11 protein-coding genes and 1 pseudogene are annotated in these 16,207 nt (G+C 68.3%); 10 read left to right on the top strand and 2 right to left on the bottom strand.

Features of this window, described 5'->3' with window-relative positions; genetic code table 11:
- Positions 1 to 39 precede the first annotated feature (39 nt).
- The 8 genes from AB0E94_RS07435 (at position 40) to AB0E94_RS07400 (ending at position 8,700) form a co-directional block, all read left to right on the top strand.
- Positions 40 to 906, top strand: coding sequence for a hypothetical protein (locus AB0E94_RS07435; RefSeq protein ID WP_360323581.1), 867 nt, complete (start codon positions 40 to 42; stop codon positions 904 to 906).
- 50 nt (positions 907 to 956) lie between these two features.
- The gene (murJ, locus tag AB0E94_RS07430) at positions 957 to 2,687 is read left to right on the top strand and encodes a murein biosynthesis integral membrane protein MurJ (RefSeq protein WP_360323579.1); all 1,731 of its coding nucleotides are present in this window, start codon (positions 957 to 959) and stop codon (positions 2,685 to 2,687) included.
- 224 nt (positions 2,688 to 2,911) lie between these two features.
- Positions 2,912 to 4,456 carry a protein kinase family protein gene (locus AB0E94_RS07425; protein WP_360323577.1) on the top strand — a complete coding sequence of 515 codons (1,545 nt, stop codon included), beginning with the start codon at positions 2,912 to 2,914 and terminating at the stop codon, positions 4,454 to 4,456.
- Between the two features lie 30 nt (positions 4,457 to 4,486).
- A complete protein-coding gene (sigM, locus tag AB0E94_RS07420; RefSeq protein WP_360323575.1) occupies positions 4,487 to 5,158 on the top strand; it encodes an RNA polymerase sigma factor SigM in 672 nt (223 codons plus the stop codon).
- Entirely contained in the window at positions 5,155 to 6,033 is an 879-nt protein-coding gene (locus AB0E94_RS07415) for a hypothetical protein (protein WP_360323573.1), read from the top strand. The genes sigM and AB0E94_RS07415 overlap by 4 nt, the downstream gene beginning before the upstream one ends.
- A gap of 126 nt (positions 6,034 to 6,159) precedes the next feature.
- Positions 6,160 to 7,119: a thioredoxin-disulfide reductase gene (trxB, locus tag AB0E94_RS07410; protein WP_360323571.1), complete on the top strand. Its 960-nt coding sequence runs from the start codon at positions 6,160 to 6,162 to the stop codon at positions 7,117 to 7,119.
- A gap of 16 nt (positions 7,120 to 7,135) precedes the next feature.
- Positions 7,136 to 7,459, top strand: a complete 324-nt coding sequence (gene trxA / locus AB0E94_RS07405; RefSeq protein WP_317789386.1) for a thioredoxin — start codon at positions 7,136 to 7,138, stop codon at positions 7,457 to 7,459.
- An 89-nt stretch (positions 7,460 to 7,548) separates the two neighbouring features.
- Positions 7,549 to 8,700, top strand: coding sequence for an N-acetylmuramoyl-L-alanine amidase (locus AB0E94_RS07400; protein WP_360323569.1), 1,152 nt, complete (start codon positions 7,549 to 7,551; stop codon positions 8,698 to 8,700).
- A gap of 70 nt (positions 8,701 to 8,770) precedes the next feature.
- On the opposite strand, the gene AB0E94_RS07395 is transcribed toward AB0E94_RS07400, so the two are convergent.
- Entirely contained in the window at positions 8,771 to 9,433 is a 663-nt protein-coding gene (locus AB0E94_RS07395) for a GNAT family N-acetyltransferase (protein WP_360323567.1), read from the bottom strand.
- Positions 9,434 to 9,585: 152 nt separating this feature from the next.
- Between AB0E94_RS07395 and AB0E94_RS07390 the strand changes: the two genes are divergently transcribed.
- Together AB0E94_RS07390 and AB0E94_RS07385 are read left to right on the top strand one after the other, a co-directional pair.
- Positions 9,586 to 10,899 carry a PLP-dependent aminotransferase family protein gene (locus AB0E94_RS07390; protein ID WP_360323565.1) on the top strand — a complete coding sequence of 438 codons (1,314 nt, stop codon included), beginning with the start codon at positions 9,586 to 9,588 and terminating at the stop codon, positions 10,897 to 10,899.
- Positions 10,896 to 11,870, top strand: coding sequence for a D-alanine--D-alanine ligase (locus AB0E94_RS07385; RefSeq protein WP_360323563.1), 975 nt, complete (start codon positions 10,896 to 10,898; stop codon positions 11,868 to 11,870). Before AB0E94_RS07390 ends, AB0E94_RS07385 begins: the two co-directional genes overlap by 4 nt.
- Before the next feature lie 222 nt (positions 11,871 to 12,092).
- Here the strand turns inward: AB0E94_RS07385 and AB0E94_RS07380 are convergent.
- Positions 12,093 to 12,635: pseudogene (locus AB0E94_RS07380) on the bottom strand (hypothetical protein); the annotation flags it as partial.
- Positions 12,636 to 16,207 lie beyond the last annotated feature (3,572 nt).

The following is a 16,207-nucleotide window of genomic DNA, read 5'->3' as shown; positions in this document are numbered from 1 at the left end:
GCATGGCACGAGGAGTTATCGCCGGGCAGGATTGGGCGCATGCCGGTTCCCGAGGCCTTGCGCCGTTTGTCCCAGGACCCCGACTTCTGGACCGGTCAGGTGACCGAGGTCGCCGAGCTGCACATCTCATTCCCCGTGGTGGGCGGCTACTCGCTGACTCTAGATATCGATCTACCGGCCGGCGACCGATATCTGGGCCTGCGCCGGCCCGCCTCCAGCGAGCCGGTGCCGCTGGGCTGGGCGCCCGCCGAGGGCCCCTTCCCGGCCTCGCTGCACTGGTGGGAGCTGGAGTCCTTCGCCCGGGTGATCGCCCTCGCCGACCCGCTGCTGCCACATCCGGGTCTGGTGGTGGCCCTGCTGTCGCCGTTCGCCCCGGCCGGCGAGGACGACGATCCGGCCGGGATCGCCGCGGTTCGCGAGGCCGCGTACCGCTCGCTGCGCCGCGAGGTCCCGGCCGTCGCGCCCTCCGGGCCCGAGCAGACCCCGCTGCCGCTCTTCGCCGACGAACGCTGGTGGCCGACGCCTCCGGCGCCGTCACCGCAGGTCCTGGACGAGGCCGCGATCGCGGCGTTGAGCGCGCCGGCCCGAGCGCGGCTCCAGGTTCGCGCCGGCGAGCGGTTCCCCCATGAGGACCTTGCCGATCTGGTACGCCGTACCAGTGCCGTTCTCACACTTCTGCCAAACCAGGAGGGGTACGCCGAAACGCGTCCCCTGGCCAGGCGGATCGCCGACTCGGGCGACCTGGCCGGAGTGCCGGCTCTGCTCGGCGCGCTGACCGAGGCCGGCTGTGATCATCCGACCGTGCTGGATGCGCTGAGTGAGCCTCTCGTGCCGCTGGAGGCATGCTGGATGGTGGAGACCCTGGCCGGAGCTCAACCCGGCACCCTCCTGCGTCACCACGTGTGACTTTTGCGCTTTATGGTGGCTGCAACATCGGCAGGGTTCTGGAGGCTTTGGTGAACGGCGGCCTGTACCGCAGCACGCACGCGGCACCGGATGGTCAGCCTCCGCGGCAGGACGGCGTGACAGTCGTCTCGGTCGAGGAACCCGGTCCGGCGCAGGCCGGGGAGACCAGTGCCGGCAGCACCGCCGGCCAGAGCGCGATCATGGCGATCGGCAGCCTGGTCAGCCGGGTGATCGGCTTCGTCCGGAACGCGCTGATCGGCATGGTCCTCGGCGAGGCGGTCGGTGACGCGTACACCGGCGCCCAGTTCCTGCCCGGTCAGATCTACGAGCTGCTGCTCGGCGGGATCCTGTCCAGCGTGCTCATTCCACTGCTGGTCCGGCGGCGTAAGGCCGATCCGGACGGTGGTCAGGAGTTCACCCAGCGGCTGCTCTCGTTCGCCGTGGTCATGCTCGGCGTGGCGACCGTCCTGGTGGTGCTGGCGGCCCCGCTGATCACCGCGATCCAGACCAGTGGCGACACCACCACACCGGCCTTCCGTGACCTGGTCACGAACTTCTCGTACCTGATCCTGCCGATCATCTTCTTCACCGGCCTGTCGGCGCTGATCGGCGCGGTGCTCAACGTGCGCGGCCACTTCGCCGCGCCGATGTGGGCCCCGATCCTCAACAACATCGTGGTGATCGCGGTGTGTGGGGTGTTCCTGCTGGTCTTCGGCACCGACAAGCAGCTGACCCCGGAGAACATCAGCGGCGCCGAGCTGGCCCTGATCGGCGCCGGCACCCTGCTCGGCATGGTGGTCCAGGCGATCGGCCTGCTCCCGGCCCTGCGCAAGGTCGGTTTCCGCTGGGCGTGGCGCTGGGCGCCGCGGCAGCTCGGGCTGCGCGAGATCGGCAGTCTGGCCGGCTGGATGCTCTGCTACGTCGCAGCCAACCAGATCGCGGTCTTCGCGCTGGTCCGTGCACTGAACAGCGCCGGCAGCGCGGACAACCCGGGCGCCCTGGCCTTCAACAACGTGTTCCTGCTGATGATGATGGCGCACGGGATCATCGGTGTCTCGGTGATCACCGCGTTGCTGCCGAAGATGAGCGCGGCCGCCGCCGAGGGCCGGCTCGACGAGGTCAGCGCGGACCTGAGCCGCGGCATCAAGCTGGTCTCGGCGGCGCTGGCCCCGATCGTGGTGGCCTACGCCGTGCTGGGCGGCCCGATCGCGGTCTTCCTCTTCGCCGGCGGCCGGATCACCAACGCGGACGCGCTGGAGATGGGCACGGTCCTGACCGTGGCGGCGTTCGCCGTCCTGCCGCTGTCGATCAGCTTCCTCTGCACCAACGTCTTCTACGCGATGCAGGGCAACAAGACGGCCGCTCTGATCAACCTGCCGGTGGTGGCGGTCCGGATCACCGGCTACTTCGTGCTCGCCGCGATTCTCGACGCGTCGCTGACCGCGGCCGGGATGACCGCCGCCAACGGCCTCTCCTATCTGCTGTCGGCGCTGATCTCGCTGGCCGTGCTGCGGCGCCGGATCGGCCGGCTGAACCTGGGCTCGGTGACGTCGTCGCTGCTGCGGGTCGCGGTCGCCGCCGCGATCGCCGCGGCGCTGGCGGTGCTGGTGACCCGCCTGCTCCCGGGCTCGGGCGCGCCGGACGGCCGGATCGAGGCGATCGTGCAGATCGCCGTCGGCGGCGTGGTGATCCTGGTCGCCTACCTCGGCGCGGCGCTGCTTCTGCGCGTCGGCGAAGTGAGCCAGGTGGTCGGGATGGTGCGCCGGAAGATCGGGCGCTGATCATCAGATATCCGTCCTGAACAGGTGATTCCCGACTGATCAGACACCGATTCGCCTGATTCGTGTCCTCCTGGACCGGTGCCGCGCCGGGGGGACGACCTGCCAGAGCATGGCCGAGTACGGGTATGGTCGGTGGCGGCATGTGCGGGATCCCGCTGTCCTGAGCGGCCGAGAGGCTGCCCGGGGAATTCGGCACCGAGGAATGCACCACCGAGGGAGGACTGGTGACCCAGGTCGGCGAAGGCCACGAGACCGCGGCCGACGAGGCTGGACCGGTCTTGACCTTCGGTGCCCCCACCGCCGGTGAGGTTCTGGCCGAGCGGTACCAGCTGGAAGAGCACGTCAACAACGACAGCGCCGGCCGGCAGGTGTGGCGCGGTACCGACGTGATCCTCCGGCGCCCGGTCGCCATGGTGCTCCGGTATCCGGGTGGTGACTCCGCGGTCGAGATGCTCCAGGCCGCGGTCGCCGCGAGCCGCGTGATCCACCCCAACCTGGTCGGTGTCTACGACGCGATCGACGAGCAGGAGCGGGCCTACGTGGTCCGCGAGTGGGTCGACGGCGAGTCGCTGCGTGACCTGGTCGGCGCCGAGGGCCCACTCGACCCGGCCCGGGCGATCGCGATCGCGCACTCGGTGGCCGACGCCCTCACCGCCGTGCACGCGACCGGCATGGTGCACGGCAACGTGCATCCCGGCAGCACGCTGATCGCCGACGACGGCCGGGTGGTCCTGGCCGACGCGCGGGCCGACTCGGCCGACAGCACCGAGACCGACATCCGGGCGGTCGGCGGCATCCTCTACTTCGCGCTCACCGGTCACTGGCCGCACACCGAGGTGGGCCGCTCCGCGCTGCCCGACGCCAACCGCGACAGCGCCGGCAACCCGGCCGCTCCGCGCCAGATTCGCGCCGGCATCCCGGCGTACCTCGACGATCTCACGATGGACCTGCTGGACCGCCGGGTCGCGGCGCCGGTCTCCGACGCGCTCACCGCCGAACTGGGCCGGCTGGACGCCGCCGCCGAGGACGAGGAGTTCGAGGATGTCGGTCCGCTCCGCTTCGTGCAGAGCGGCGGATCGTCCTCGTCCGGCGAGCAGGTGCGCAGCGCCCCGAAGATCCTGGTCGGTGTGGGCGCGCTGATCGTCATCGCGATCATCGGCCTGATCTTCGGCATCCGCGCGATCAACAACACCGGCAAGTCGACCGAGGCCGGCAATCCCACGGCGACCCAGCCGGCCGACGCCGGTGACAGCACCGCTCAGCAGCCCGCCCCCGAGCCGCAGAAGATCAAGCTCACCGCTGACATGGTGCGCATGGTCGACCCGCCGCGTGGTGACCGGCTCGACGGTGACCAGGCGAAATACACCATCGACGGTGACCCGAGCACGGTCTGGGAGACCTCGAAATACAACACCGCGCCGTTCGGTGGCCTCAAGCCGGGCATGGGCATCCTGATCAACCTGGGTGAAAAGCGCACCCTGTCCGAGGTGCAGGTCACGACGTCCGCGCCGGGCGCGACCATCGACGTGCGCACCGGGGCGAGCGATCCGGGCGACAGCAAGGCCGGCGACGAGAAGATCGCCAAGGACTTCAAGTCGCTCAGCGACGAGAAACCGGAGAAGGCCACCGGCACGAAGTCGTACTTCACCGGCTTCGACCCGAATGAGAAGTACCAGTACGTGCTGGTCTTCCTCACCGAGCTGCCCCGCTCCGAGGACGGCGACCGATTCCAGATCAGCGTCAGCGAGATCGAGCTGTCCGGCTACTGATCGCCTGCACCTGTGCACTAGATTGCTGGCGTGACGTTCCGGGGCGTATCACCCGGCGACCTCGGTGATGCGCCGAGCGACGCCGAGCTGATCCGTGCCCACGTCGACGGTGATCCGGAGGCGTTCGCCGAGCTGGTGCGCCGCCATCGGGACCGGTTGTGGGCGGTCGCCCTGCGCACGGTCGGCGACCGTGAGGAGGCTGCCGACGCCGTTCAGGACGCTCTGCTGAACGCGCATCGCAACGCGGCCAAGTTCCGCGGCGAGGCGGCCGTCACGACCTGGCTGCACCGCATCGTGGTGAACGCCTGTCTGGACCGGCTGCGCCGCAAGCAGGCGCACCCCACCGTCCCGCTGCCGGACGGCAACCGTGACGACGACCGCCCGACCGGCCCGGAGCCCGTCGCGCCCGTCGCAGACCAGGACACCGTGCTCGTCGTGCGGGACGCGCTGGCCGCCCTGCCGTTCGAGCAGCGCGCCGCGATCGTGCTGGTGGACGTCCAGGGTTACGGCGTCGCCGAGGCGGCCGAGATGCTCGGTGTGGCGGAGGGCACCATCAAGAGCCGATGCGCCCGGGGCCGCGCCAGGATGGCGATGACCCTCGGATATCTGCGGGGGAACCAGAACGGCGACGGGACCGTCCCATCCAGGTCGGACGCGGCGAGCCCGCTGCCGACCGGAGTCGAACGGAGGGAGCCGCGATGACCGGCACCGAGTTCGAGTGGGGCGAGTTCGAGGGGGTCGACATCGACCTGCTCGCCGACTATGTCGGTGGCGCTCTGGACGGCACCCCGGACGCGGAGCGTGTGGCCGGCCTGGTGGCCACCGACGAGACCTGGCGGGCCGCCTTCGAGGCGCTGGAGCCGGGGATGATCGCGGTCGGAGCGGTGCTGCGGGAGCTCGAGCCGGAGCCGATGCCCGACGATCTGGCGGCTCGGCTGGACACGATGTTCCGTGTTGCCGGCGGGGCCACTGAGCCGGCGCCCGCCTCAGGTGAATCAGGGCCGGTGGTAGCCGTACCGGCAAAGGTCGTTGATCTTGATAAGGCCCGGCGACGGCGGCGGTGGGTCGCGCCTGTGACGGTGGCCGCCGCCGCTGTCGCGTTCGCTGGTTTCGGGGTGAACGCAATGCTCACGTCGCCGAAGACGGCGGACACCGCGGCCGGCTCGGTGGCCCGGGAGAACGCCCCCATGTCGGACCAGTCGACGGTCGGCGGCGATGTGCTCCGCAGTGGCACCGACTACACGTCGAGCACGTTGGCCCAGGCCACCGCGACGAAACTGCGGTCGGCCGGCTCGGCCGAGGTCCCACAGGTCACCTCGGCCAACGAACTGTCGGCGGATTCGCTGGACCGGCTGAACACGCCCGATGCGGTCGACGCCTGCATCCAGGAGATCGCCCGGATCAACGGTGGCGGGCTGATCTCGGTGGAGTTCATGGATTATGCGCGGTTCAACGGCCGCCCGGCGCTCATCGTGCGGTTCGTCGCGGCCGACGGCACCTGGGTGTGGGCGGTGGGTCCGGAGTGCGGCACGCCAGGTGCTGGCGCGGACGAGCTGGAGCGCGTGCCGGTACGCTGACGAGAATCCCCGCGTGAGGTCGGACACCAGCCATGCCCGGGGAATGGCGGATGCCTGGCAAGACGTTCTAGCGTGCAGTGTCGCCGATCTGAAACGCGTGCGACGAAACAGACTGAGGAGTCGGCAGTGGACGAGGTCCGCAATCTGATCATCATCGGTTCCGGACCGTCGGGCTACACGGCGGCGTTGTATGCGGCCCGGGCCAACCTCAAGCCGCTGGTGATCGAGGGTGTGCAGTCCGGTGGCGCCCTGATGACCACCACCGAGGTGGAGAATTTCCCGGGGCACCGCGACGGGATCATGGGTCCCGAGCTGATGGACAACATGCGGGCCCAGGCGGAGAAATTCGGCGCCGAGTTCCTGACCGACGACGTCACCCGGGTCGAGCTGGGCGACAAGCCGACCGAGGCCGGCACCGAGGGTCTGAAGACGGTGTGGGTCGGTAAGCAGCAGTTTTTCGCCCGCGCGGTGATCCTGGCGACCGGTTCGGCGTGGCGCCCGATCGGCGTTCCCGGTGAGCAGGAGCTGCTCGGCCACGGCGTGTCGTCGTGTGCCACCTGTGACGGGTTCTTCTTCCGCAACCAGCACATCATCGTGGTCGGCGGTGGTGACTCGGCGATGGAGGAGGCGACCTTCCTGACCCGGTTCGCCGAGACCGTGACGATCGTGCACCGCCGCGACAGCTTCCGGGCCAGCAAGGTCATGCAGAAGCGGGCGCTCGACAACCCGAAGATCAAGATCGAGTGGAACTCGGTGGTCGAGGAGATCCTCGGTACCGACGGCAAGGTCGTCGGCGCGCGTTTGAAGAACGTGCAGACCGGGGAGAGCAAGGTTCTCGATGTGACGGGTGTCTTCGTGGCGATCGGGCACGACCCGCGCAGCGAGCTCTTCAAGGGCCAGATCGAGCTGGACGACGAGGGCTACGTGAAGGTCGACTCGCCGAGCACCCGGACCAACATCCCCGGCGTGTTCGCCGCCGGTGACCTGGTCGACCACACCTACCGGCAGGCCATCACCGCCTCCGGCACCGGCTGTGCCGCGGCGCTGGACGCCGAGCGCTTCATCGCTTCATTCGTAGAGCTGTAAGACCCGGGAGGTCCTTGTGGGAGCAACCAAGGTGGTCACCGACGCCACCTTCGCCAGTGACGTGCTGAAATCCGGCAAGCCGGTGCTCGTCGACTTCTGGGCGGAGTGGTGCGTGCCCTGCAAGAAGGTCGACCCGCTGCTCGCGGAGATCGCCAACGAGATGGGTGACCAGGTCGAAATCGTCAAGGTCAACATCGAGGAGAACCCGGAGACCGCGATGGCGTACGGCGTGATGACCGTGCCCACGCTGACCATCTTCAAGGACGGCGAGCCGTTCAACTCGGTGACCGGCGCGAAGCCGAAGAGCTTCCTGGTCAACTTCATCGAGACGGCGCTGTAGATCCCTCTCCTGTGAACGCCCCGCGCCCCGGTTGGGTCGCGGGGCGTACTCTCGCGGAGGTCGTCCTTTCTCGCCCTAGGGAGTCGTGAGTGCGGTCCATCCGACGCGGAGACACCGGCGTGGCAGTTTCCGAGATCCGGTCGATCCTGGTCGGCCTGGAGCTGCTTGCCGAGGCTGACCCCGATGTCTTCGACGAGGCGCTGGAGACCGCCGTGCGGGCCTTCCAGCAGAGCCGTGGGCTCGGCGTCGACGGCTTGGTCGGCGACGAGACGTGGGGTGCGCTGGACGCGGCCCGCTGGCGGCTCGGTTCCCGGGCACTCTTCCACTCCGTCCCGGACGCGCTGGTCGGCGAGGACGTCCGTGCCCTTCAGGAGCGGCTGCTGGAGATGGGCTACGACACCGGCCGCCCCGACGCCGTCTACGGCGCCCGGACGGCTCGTGCGGTCGCCCAGTTCCAGCGTGAGGTCGGGCTCGTCCAGGACGGCTCCTGTGGCCCGCAGACCATGAAGGCGTTGCGCCGGCTCGGCCGCAAGGTCGTCGGCGGCCGCCCGCAGTGGCTGCGCGAGGCCGAGGCGTTCCGCCAGTCCGGTCCCAACCTGGTCGGCAAGACCATCGTCATCGACCCCGGCCACGGCGGCGGTGACGACACCGGTGTGGTGGTGCCGGACGGCCCGCTCCGGTGGAACGAGGCGGATCTCGTCTTCGACCTGGCGTCCCGGCTCGAGGGCCGGCTCTCCGCGGCCGGCATGCGGGTGCACCTGACCCGTGGCCCGTCACCGGCCGCCCCGATGAGTGGCGCCGAGCGGGCCGCGCTGGCCAACACGCTCGGCGCGGACCTGCTGATCTCACTGCACCTGGACGGGCACGACTCCGAGTCGGCCGAGGGTGTGGCGTCCTACCACTACGGCACCGGAAACGGGCTAAGCTCCACGGTCGGCGAGCGGCTGGCCAACCTGGTGCAGCGGGAGATCGTCGTGCGGACCGGGATGCACGATTGCCGTACGCATGCCAAGACCTGGGATCTGCTCCGCCTGACCCGGATGCCGACGGTGCGTGTCGACCTCGGTTATCTGACGTCGCCGGCCGACCGTGCGCGGCTGATCGACCCGCTGTTCCGGGAGCAGATCGTCGAGGCGCTGCTCGCCGCGGTGCAGCGGATGTATTTCCCGGTGGAACGCGACGTCCCCACCGGCTCGATCGACGTCCGCCAGCTGCGGCTGGCGCTCGCCGATAAGAGCTAGCGGTTTTCTAGCTCTTATCGGCGAGGCTCTTGTGCGGGATTTGATGGGCATAGATAAGAGCTAGCGGTTTCTAGTTCTCCGCAGACCTCGTGGCTGCGACCGGGCGGACCGGGCGCAAGAGGGTCTCCGGGCTCATCGAGCCGAGCAGTTTCTCCAGCGCGTACTCCACGTCGGACTTCCAGGACAGGGCCGTCCGCAACTCCAGCCGCAGCCGCGGGTAACGGGGGTGCGGGCGGACCGTCTTGAAGCCCACCGACAGGAAGAAGTCGACCGGGGCCAGACAGGCCGACTCGTCACCTGTCTCGTCCGGTTTGGCGTCGCCGAAGGCCTCGATCGCCTTCACCCCGCGTTTGGTGAGGTCACGGGCCACGCCCTGGACCAGCATCCGCCCGAGGCCCCCGCCGGCGAATGCGGGCACCACCTTGGCCGTGGTCAGCAGGGCGGCGTCAGCGCTCACCGGAGACGTCGGGAAGGCCATGCCACGGGGCACGTAGGCGGGCGGCGCATACATCACGAAACCGGCCGGCATCCCGTCGACATACGCCAGCTTGCCGCACGAGCCCCACTCCAGCAGTGTCTGCGAGACCCAGGCTTCCTTTTCGAGCCCCGGATCGCCGGTAGCACAGGCCCGCTCCGCAGAGACCGGATCAAGCTCCCAGTAGACACACTGCCGGCAGGGCCGGGGCAGGTCCTCGAGCGTATCGAGGGTGAGATTGACCAGGCGTCGCGACATGTGCCGACCCCTTGCATTCGCACGGGCATGGACCGGACGCCGCCGCGCCCCCGCCGAATCCTACGTCGGAACCACCATGAACGGGAGCAGGTCGGGCAAGTGCCGGGCGGCATTAGGATCGCTTTCAGTCTCATTTTCAAGGGGTGATTCGCATGACCGGTACAACTCAGGACGATTACACCGATCGGTACGCGCGACGGGTGCGCGGGATGACCACGTCGGAGATCCGGGCCCTGTTCGCCGTCGCCAGCCGTCCGGAGGTGGTGTCGCTGGCCGGCGGCTCGCCGTACATCGCCGCGCTGCCACTGGACGCGGTCGGTGAGATGCTCGGCGACCTGGCCTCCCAGCAGGGCGCCACCAGCCTCCAGTACGGCATCGGCCAGGGCACCGTCGACCTGCGGGAGCGGATCTGCGAGGTGATGTCGCTGTCCGGCATCACGAACGCGTCCCCCGACGACGTGGTGGTCACCGTCGGTGGACAGCAGGCCCTCGACCTCCTGGCCCGCCTCTTCCTGGACCCGGGTGACGTGGTGCTCGCCGAGGGGCCGACCTATGTCGGCGCACTCGGCGTGTTCCAGGCCGCCCAGGCACAGGTCCGGCACGTGGCCATGGACGCCGAGGGCCTTATCCCGGCGGCACTGGAGGAGGCAATCCGGGCCACCGCGAGGGAAGGGAGGCAAGCGAAGTTCCTGTACACGATCCCCACCTTCCAGAACCCGGCCGGAGTCACCCTGTCGGAGGCGCGTCGCGAGCAGATCCTGGACATCTGCGAGCGGGCCGGGCTGCTGGTGGTGGAGGACGACCCGTACGGAATGCTCTCCTTCGAGGGTGACGCCCCGCTGCCGCTGCGGGCCCGCCGCCGGGAGGGTGTCTTCTACTGCTCGACCTTCTCCAAGACCTTCGCGCCGGGTCTGCGGGTCGGCTGGGTCCTGGCGCCGCACGCCGTCCGGGAGAAACTGGTCATGATGAGCGAGGCCAACGTGCTGTGCCCCAGCGCGTTCGCCCAGGCCGCCGTCACCCAGTACCTGACGACCATGCCGTGGCGCGAGCAGATCAAGGTCTACCGGGAGATCTACCGCGAGCGCCGGGACGCGCTGCTCAGCGCCCTGGAGGACCTGATGCCGGCCGGCACCACCTGGACCAGGCCGACGGGCGGCCTGTTCGTCTGGGCGACCCTGCCCGAGGGCCTCGATTCGAAGGCGATGATGCCGCGGGCCATCGCTGCGCGGGTCGCCTACGTGCCCGGAACCGGCTTCTACGCCAACGGGACCGGGCGGGGCAACATGCGGCTCAACTTCAGCTTCTCGGCCCCGGAGCGGCTTCGTGAGGGCGTGCGGCGCCTGTCCGGGGTGATGGAGCAGGAGCTGGCCATGCGTGCCGTCTTCGGCGAAGCCGGCCTTCAGCCGGGACATCAGCGCCGTCGTGGCCCGGCCGCCGCGGATGCGCCCGGCCCCGACTTGGCATGATCACAGGCATGGGTACGCGTGACGACTTGCGAGTTCTGGTCCTGGCCGGCGGGCTGTCCTATGAACGGGATGTGTCCCTGCGGTCCGGTCGCCGGGTGCTCGACGCGCTCCGGTCCGTCGGCCTGACCGCCGAACTCCACGACGCCGACGTGTCCCTGCTGCCGGCGCTCCAGGCTGATCCGCCGGACGCGGTCGTCATCGCGCTGCACGGCGCCACCGGTGAGGACGGGTCGTTGCGTGGGGTCCTCGACCTGTGCGGGGTGCCCTACGTGGGCGCCGACGCGCAGGCGGCCCGGCTCGCCTGGGACAAGCCGTCGGCCAAGTCGATGCTGCGTGAAGCCGGCATCCCGACACCCGACTGGGTGGCGCTGCCGCATGACCGGTTCTCCGAGCTCGGTGCCGTCGCTGTCCTCGACCGGATCGTCGAACGGCTCGGGCTGCCGCTCATGGTGAAACCGGCGCAGGGCGGGTCCGGGCTGGGGGCCGCGGTGGTCCGGGAGGCAGGTGACCTTCCGGCTGCGATGGTGGGATGTTTCGCGTACGACTCGACGGCGCTCGTCGAGCAATATGTGACCGGCACCAACGTGACTGTCGCGATCGTCGACGGGGATGGTGGGCCGTCGACGTTGCCGATCGTGGAGATCGTGCCGCGTGACGGGGTGTACGACTATGCGGCCCGGTACACGGCCGGTCTGACCACCTGGCATGTGCCGGCCCGCCTGTCGGAGACGGTTGCTTCGCGGGTTTCGGAGGCGGCGCTGGCGGCGTACAAGGCCCTGGGTCTTCGAGATCTGTCCCGCATCGACGTGATCGTCACCGCGGATGGTGAGCCCCATGTTCTGGGTTGCAACGTGTCGCCGGGGATGACCGAGACGTCGTTGCTGCCGTTGGCCGTTCAGGCGGCCGGGGTGGATCTCGGTGTGGTGTTGAGCGGGCTGGTGGAGCGGGCGGTGTCGCGGCGGGGGCGCTGAATCGGTTGTTTCACGTGACGGGCCCGGCGGATCACCGCCGGGCCCGTCGTCTTGTTCCAGGTCACTCTGCCGTCCTGCCGTCCTGCCGTCCTGCCGTCCTGCCGTCCTGCCGTCCTGCCGTCCTGCCGTCCTGCCGTCCTGCCGTCCGATTTTCTAGGTCTCGGACGCTTCTACATCGCCGAGGGTCGCGGGTCGACGGCCTTCATCCGCATCCGTTCCCATACTGGTGGGAACGTTGATCGTGGCCGGCGACTCCCACTCGATGTGAGCCGGCTCGGTATTGGCCTGTCCGCCGAAATCAGCCAGCCAGGCCGCGACGAGGGCCAGGTTCTCCCGCCACTGCGACTCGGGTATCACCGGCAGGATGTCGTCCCAGAGCGACAGGAACGTCCCCCGAAGCTGAAGCCGCCCATAGGGCCGGGCCAGGAACCACATGTGCAGATGCGCCGAACCGTCCCCCCAACGATTCACGTGAACCCGCGCCACACCGTCAAGCGACCGGATGGCCCGCTCAAGCCGAACCGTCATGACTCCGAGCTCCGCTGCCAGCAGATTGGGCAGGTCACCGAGATCAAGGTGCGAGCGGCATTCAAGAATCAAGACCATCGGCAGTCCGGTAGGCCGGTCCATGGCACGCACGCGCCATCTCTCACTGACCCAGATGTACGCGTCATCGGACGTCCCGCACGCCACACACTCGGAGCCGTCCTCCCCGCTCCGAGGCGGCTCTACCTCCACCGGCGGCGCAAGTTTCTTGACCCGCATATCACCCTCGAAGGGGAACGACGGCCAGCGTGTGAAATCAGGAAGGGAGGAGGTGTTCTCAGACACGACGTGACCTTAGCCCAGCCCAGGAGGGGCTGTCCCGGGTCAATTTCGCACGACGGAGGGACTCTCCCCATGTCGATGACGATGAAAATGAGTCCTTCCACACACCCGCCTTCAAGTTATCCACAGGAGTTATCCACAGGCACCCTCGTTTCACGTGAAACACGACGTAGAACGCTTGCGCACCCTGTGGATAGAGCAGTGGACGGCCCGCACGACATCGGCGTCGTTTCACGTGAAACACCACCAGCCTCAGAATCAACAGGCGCAACACACAGGTTGTGGATAGTGGCACTCACGCATGTCTGAAGCCTCGCCTCATGGGTCTCGACAGCCCCACAGGCAACCTCACCAGGCAACCGGGAGGAGCGCCCATCCAGGTGAGATGCCGGCCCAGTTCCTCACGCCGCGAGGCCGCCTCAAGGCACCCCGGCTTCCCGCGCACACTCCTACGCATCTGCCACTGCCACCAAGGGCCCGGCACCTCAGATCGTCTCGGGCCCGGATCGCCCCGAGGCTTAGATGCTCCAAGTTTCCGGCCACCTTAGGGTCCGGCCGCCATGGGGTTCTCGCCACCTGGAGGTCCGGCCCTCTTGAGGTCCCGCGACCTTGAGGTTTCCGCACCCGAAGGTTCCCACGACCTTCAGGCCCCGCCACCCTCAGGACCCCGCCACCTACAGATTTCCGCTACCCCTGAAGGGTGTCCTGCCGTCTTCAGGTTCCGCCGCCCCTGAAGGTGCTGCCATCTTCAGGTTCCCACCACCTCGGGCTCCAACTGATCGAGGCCCCGAACCGCCTGAGATCTCGGTCCGCTCTGAGTCTTGGACCGCTCCCGCCCGGCTGGCTGGCTGGCTTCGAAACTCCGCCTCACCGAACGTGAACGCCGTTCGCTCAACCACGACGCACCGATCCATTGGACAGACCAGATCAAGCAACTCAACCTTCGGAGATCAACGACGTCCGCTGGAGGTCATCTCGACACGAGCCGACTCGACGCAGCTCGGCCCGAGCGCTCGAACAAACTACGGCTCGGCCAACCTTCATCCCGCGGCCACTCCACGCCGTCCACGGCGCATGCCTCTTGGGATCGAAGGGCCGAATCAGGTGCCACGAGGAACCTCAAGATGCGGAACAGCGCCCCTGGGCGTAGGCGATCGGCGGCAACTCCAACGGCGAGTATTCGCAGGCGCCGAACCGGATCGTGCCAAAGCTGTCCGACAAGACGTCTAGAGAGCTTCCGGAGTCGAGGTCACTGGTTCCCCGAACCTCGACCGCAAAGGGCCGTCGGCGGTCGCGGAGGCGACCTCGGCGACCCCCCAAGCCATCCGCACCGCTGACCGCTCGACTGTCCATCCGCCCGGGACGAACCGCAGACAGTTCGATGCCAGTCCCGCTGGCGCCATGCCTCCTATCAACCGGCACACGCCATCCAAGACCTGCGGTCAAGAAGGATCGCGCGGTTGCGCCACGTGTCGAAGCGCCACCATCTGGATGTCTACTTAGCATGCTCACCGAAACGGTGCCCCCACAAAGACCTGCTTTCGCATGCAGCCATCCGCACAGTCACAGCCGGCCCGGAACGCTCGGGAAGCGCCGGAGCGCCCAGGAGGCCGCCGCGTTCCGCGGCCAGAAGGCCGCCGCGCTCTGCGCACAGGAGGCCGCCGCATCTCTGCGGCTGACGCCCAGAAGCTCCGTGTTCCAGTCGACGCCAGAAGACACCGGTGCACTCCGGCGGGATACCCAGAAGCCGGCGCCGGGCCGCACCTCAACCTAAACACTGGATCCACGCCGTTCGGCAGTGGTTACCCCGGTCACGCCCGGGCTCCCGCTGCGCCGCCACTTCGATTGCACCGTCGCACCTGGCATCCCGCTCCAGGCTCAGCGTGCACTGCTGGCCACGCACCGATGTTCTCTACGACAGTTCCGACCAGACTCACCCGAAGGCAAGATTCAGCTCGGCGCGCTGTCACGCCTCATTGCGTCCCGTGGAACGGGAAGGCTCGCGATGGCATCCCAAAGACGATCCGAATACGGCCCGGGCGATCCAGCGATTTCGACGCGCCGTTGCCCTCCTTGAGAATCGTGATTCCTCCAGCAACCCGACGACGGCCGGAACTCTGTTGAGCGAGCCAGCATTTGGCTCTAGGTCCAACCTGCCATCCACCAAAGCCTGCACCTCGCCAACGGATCACCACGTCGGACTTGTATGACTGCCAAGTCTCAACCGCCGCATCAAGCGTCGCAATCGCAGGGCTTCAATCCGCCTGACCTTGCCTATCCGCCGCCCCGACGCACCGGAGCACACCTTGCCGGTGTTCCTCGAAAATCAGCAGAGCAGGCAATCAAGTCCTCCAGCTCTCGGGCAACCCGCTCGCCAGCGGCCCGCAGATCTCGTGACCCCTGATGGTGCCGCTTTTAGGAGCCCATCGCGGTTCCCCTGTGGCAGGCCACCAAACATCGGCCGGTACATCCACCACTCGCCTGCCTTAGCAGTCCACTCCCTCCAGCGGAGCCGCGCTTCGCTCACCCGCCTCGTCACAACTGGCCCCGAGAGCAACAGTTCGCGGACTCAGTACCGCAGCAGGCCAATCCACGATCGGGATTAGCGCTCCGAGCCACCCGCGCTCTGCGGGCCCCCAATCTGAATCTGCCCGCGAGGCCCCCGATCGGGATTCCGAGAAGTCGGAACCCTCTTGCGTACCCACAAGCCTGGTGGCGATCCCGTTTCACGTGGAACCAGAGACCCATCCGACTTGGTCCGCAGGGATGCACCCCGATCATCGCCTGTGGTGCGGGCCCTCCATCCGACGGCTGAGGCTGATCTCATTCGGCTTGCGATGCCATCCTTACCCGCCTCGTTTCCCACCTGCCGCGCTCACCGCTTGGCCCAATGGGTGTCCCAGGCGATGCCAGCCGCCGCAGTCCCACTCGCGGCCGAACAACCACTCCCATCAGCCGTAGATCAGCCGCAGCCAACGAGGTCGCTCCACATCGCAGCGTCACCCCAATGACAAGTTCCGCAAGCCGGCAGGAAAGGCCACCAAGACAGGTTCCCGTTCGGAGCGCCTAACACAGGCCTCGTTGAAGACTTCGGTCCAAGGCACCGCAAACAACGCGGTGGCTACACACCTGACCCCCTTGCAATTCCTCATCGATCGAACCGTCGACTGATGAGGGCTTCCCGAGCGCGACACGCTCAATCGCCCGCTGCCGACCGAATCCACAAGATCAAGCCGCCAAGCCTGTCCTGTGTCGGCACCCAAGCGGCACAGCCCGCAAGCAGACCCCGCCGATCAACCGATAAGTGCGTCGCTTGTCTCTACGGCCGGCAAGGAGCATCGCTTGCGTGCTGATTCTCCAATCAGCCAGGAGCTTGGTTCACCCTCACCCACCGTTTCACGTGAAACACCGGGCACCGGGCACCGGGCACCGGGCACCGGGCACCGGGCACCGGGCACCGGGCACCGGGCACCGGGCACCGGGCACCGGGCACCGGGCACCGGGCACCG

It is taken from the genome of Actinoplanes sp. NPDC026670 (genome assembly GCF_040638175.1).
Classification (GTDB): domain Bacteria; phylum Actinomycetota; class Actinomycetes; order Mycobacteriales; family Micromonosporaceae; genus Actinoplanes.
The sequence above is the reverse complement of the archived record's forward strand: the minus strand, read 5'-3'. Positions and strand labels throughout refer to the sequence as shown.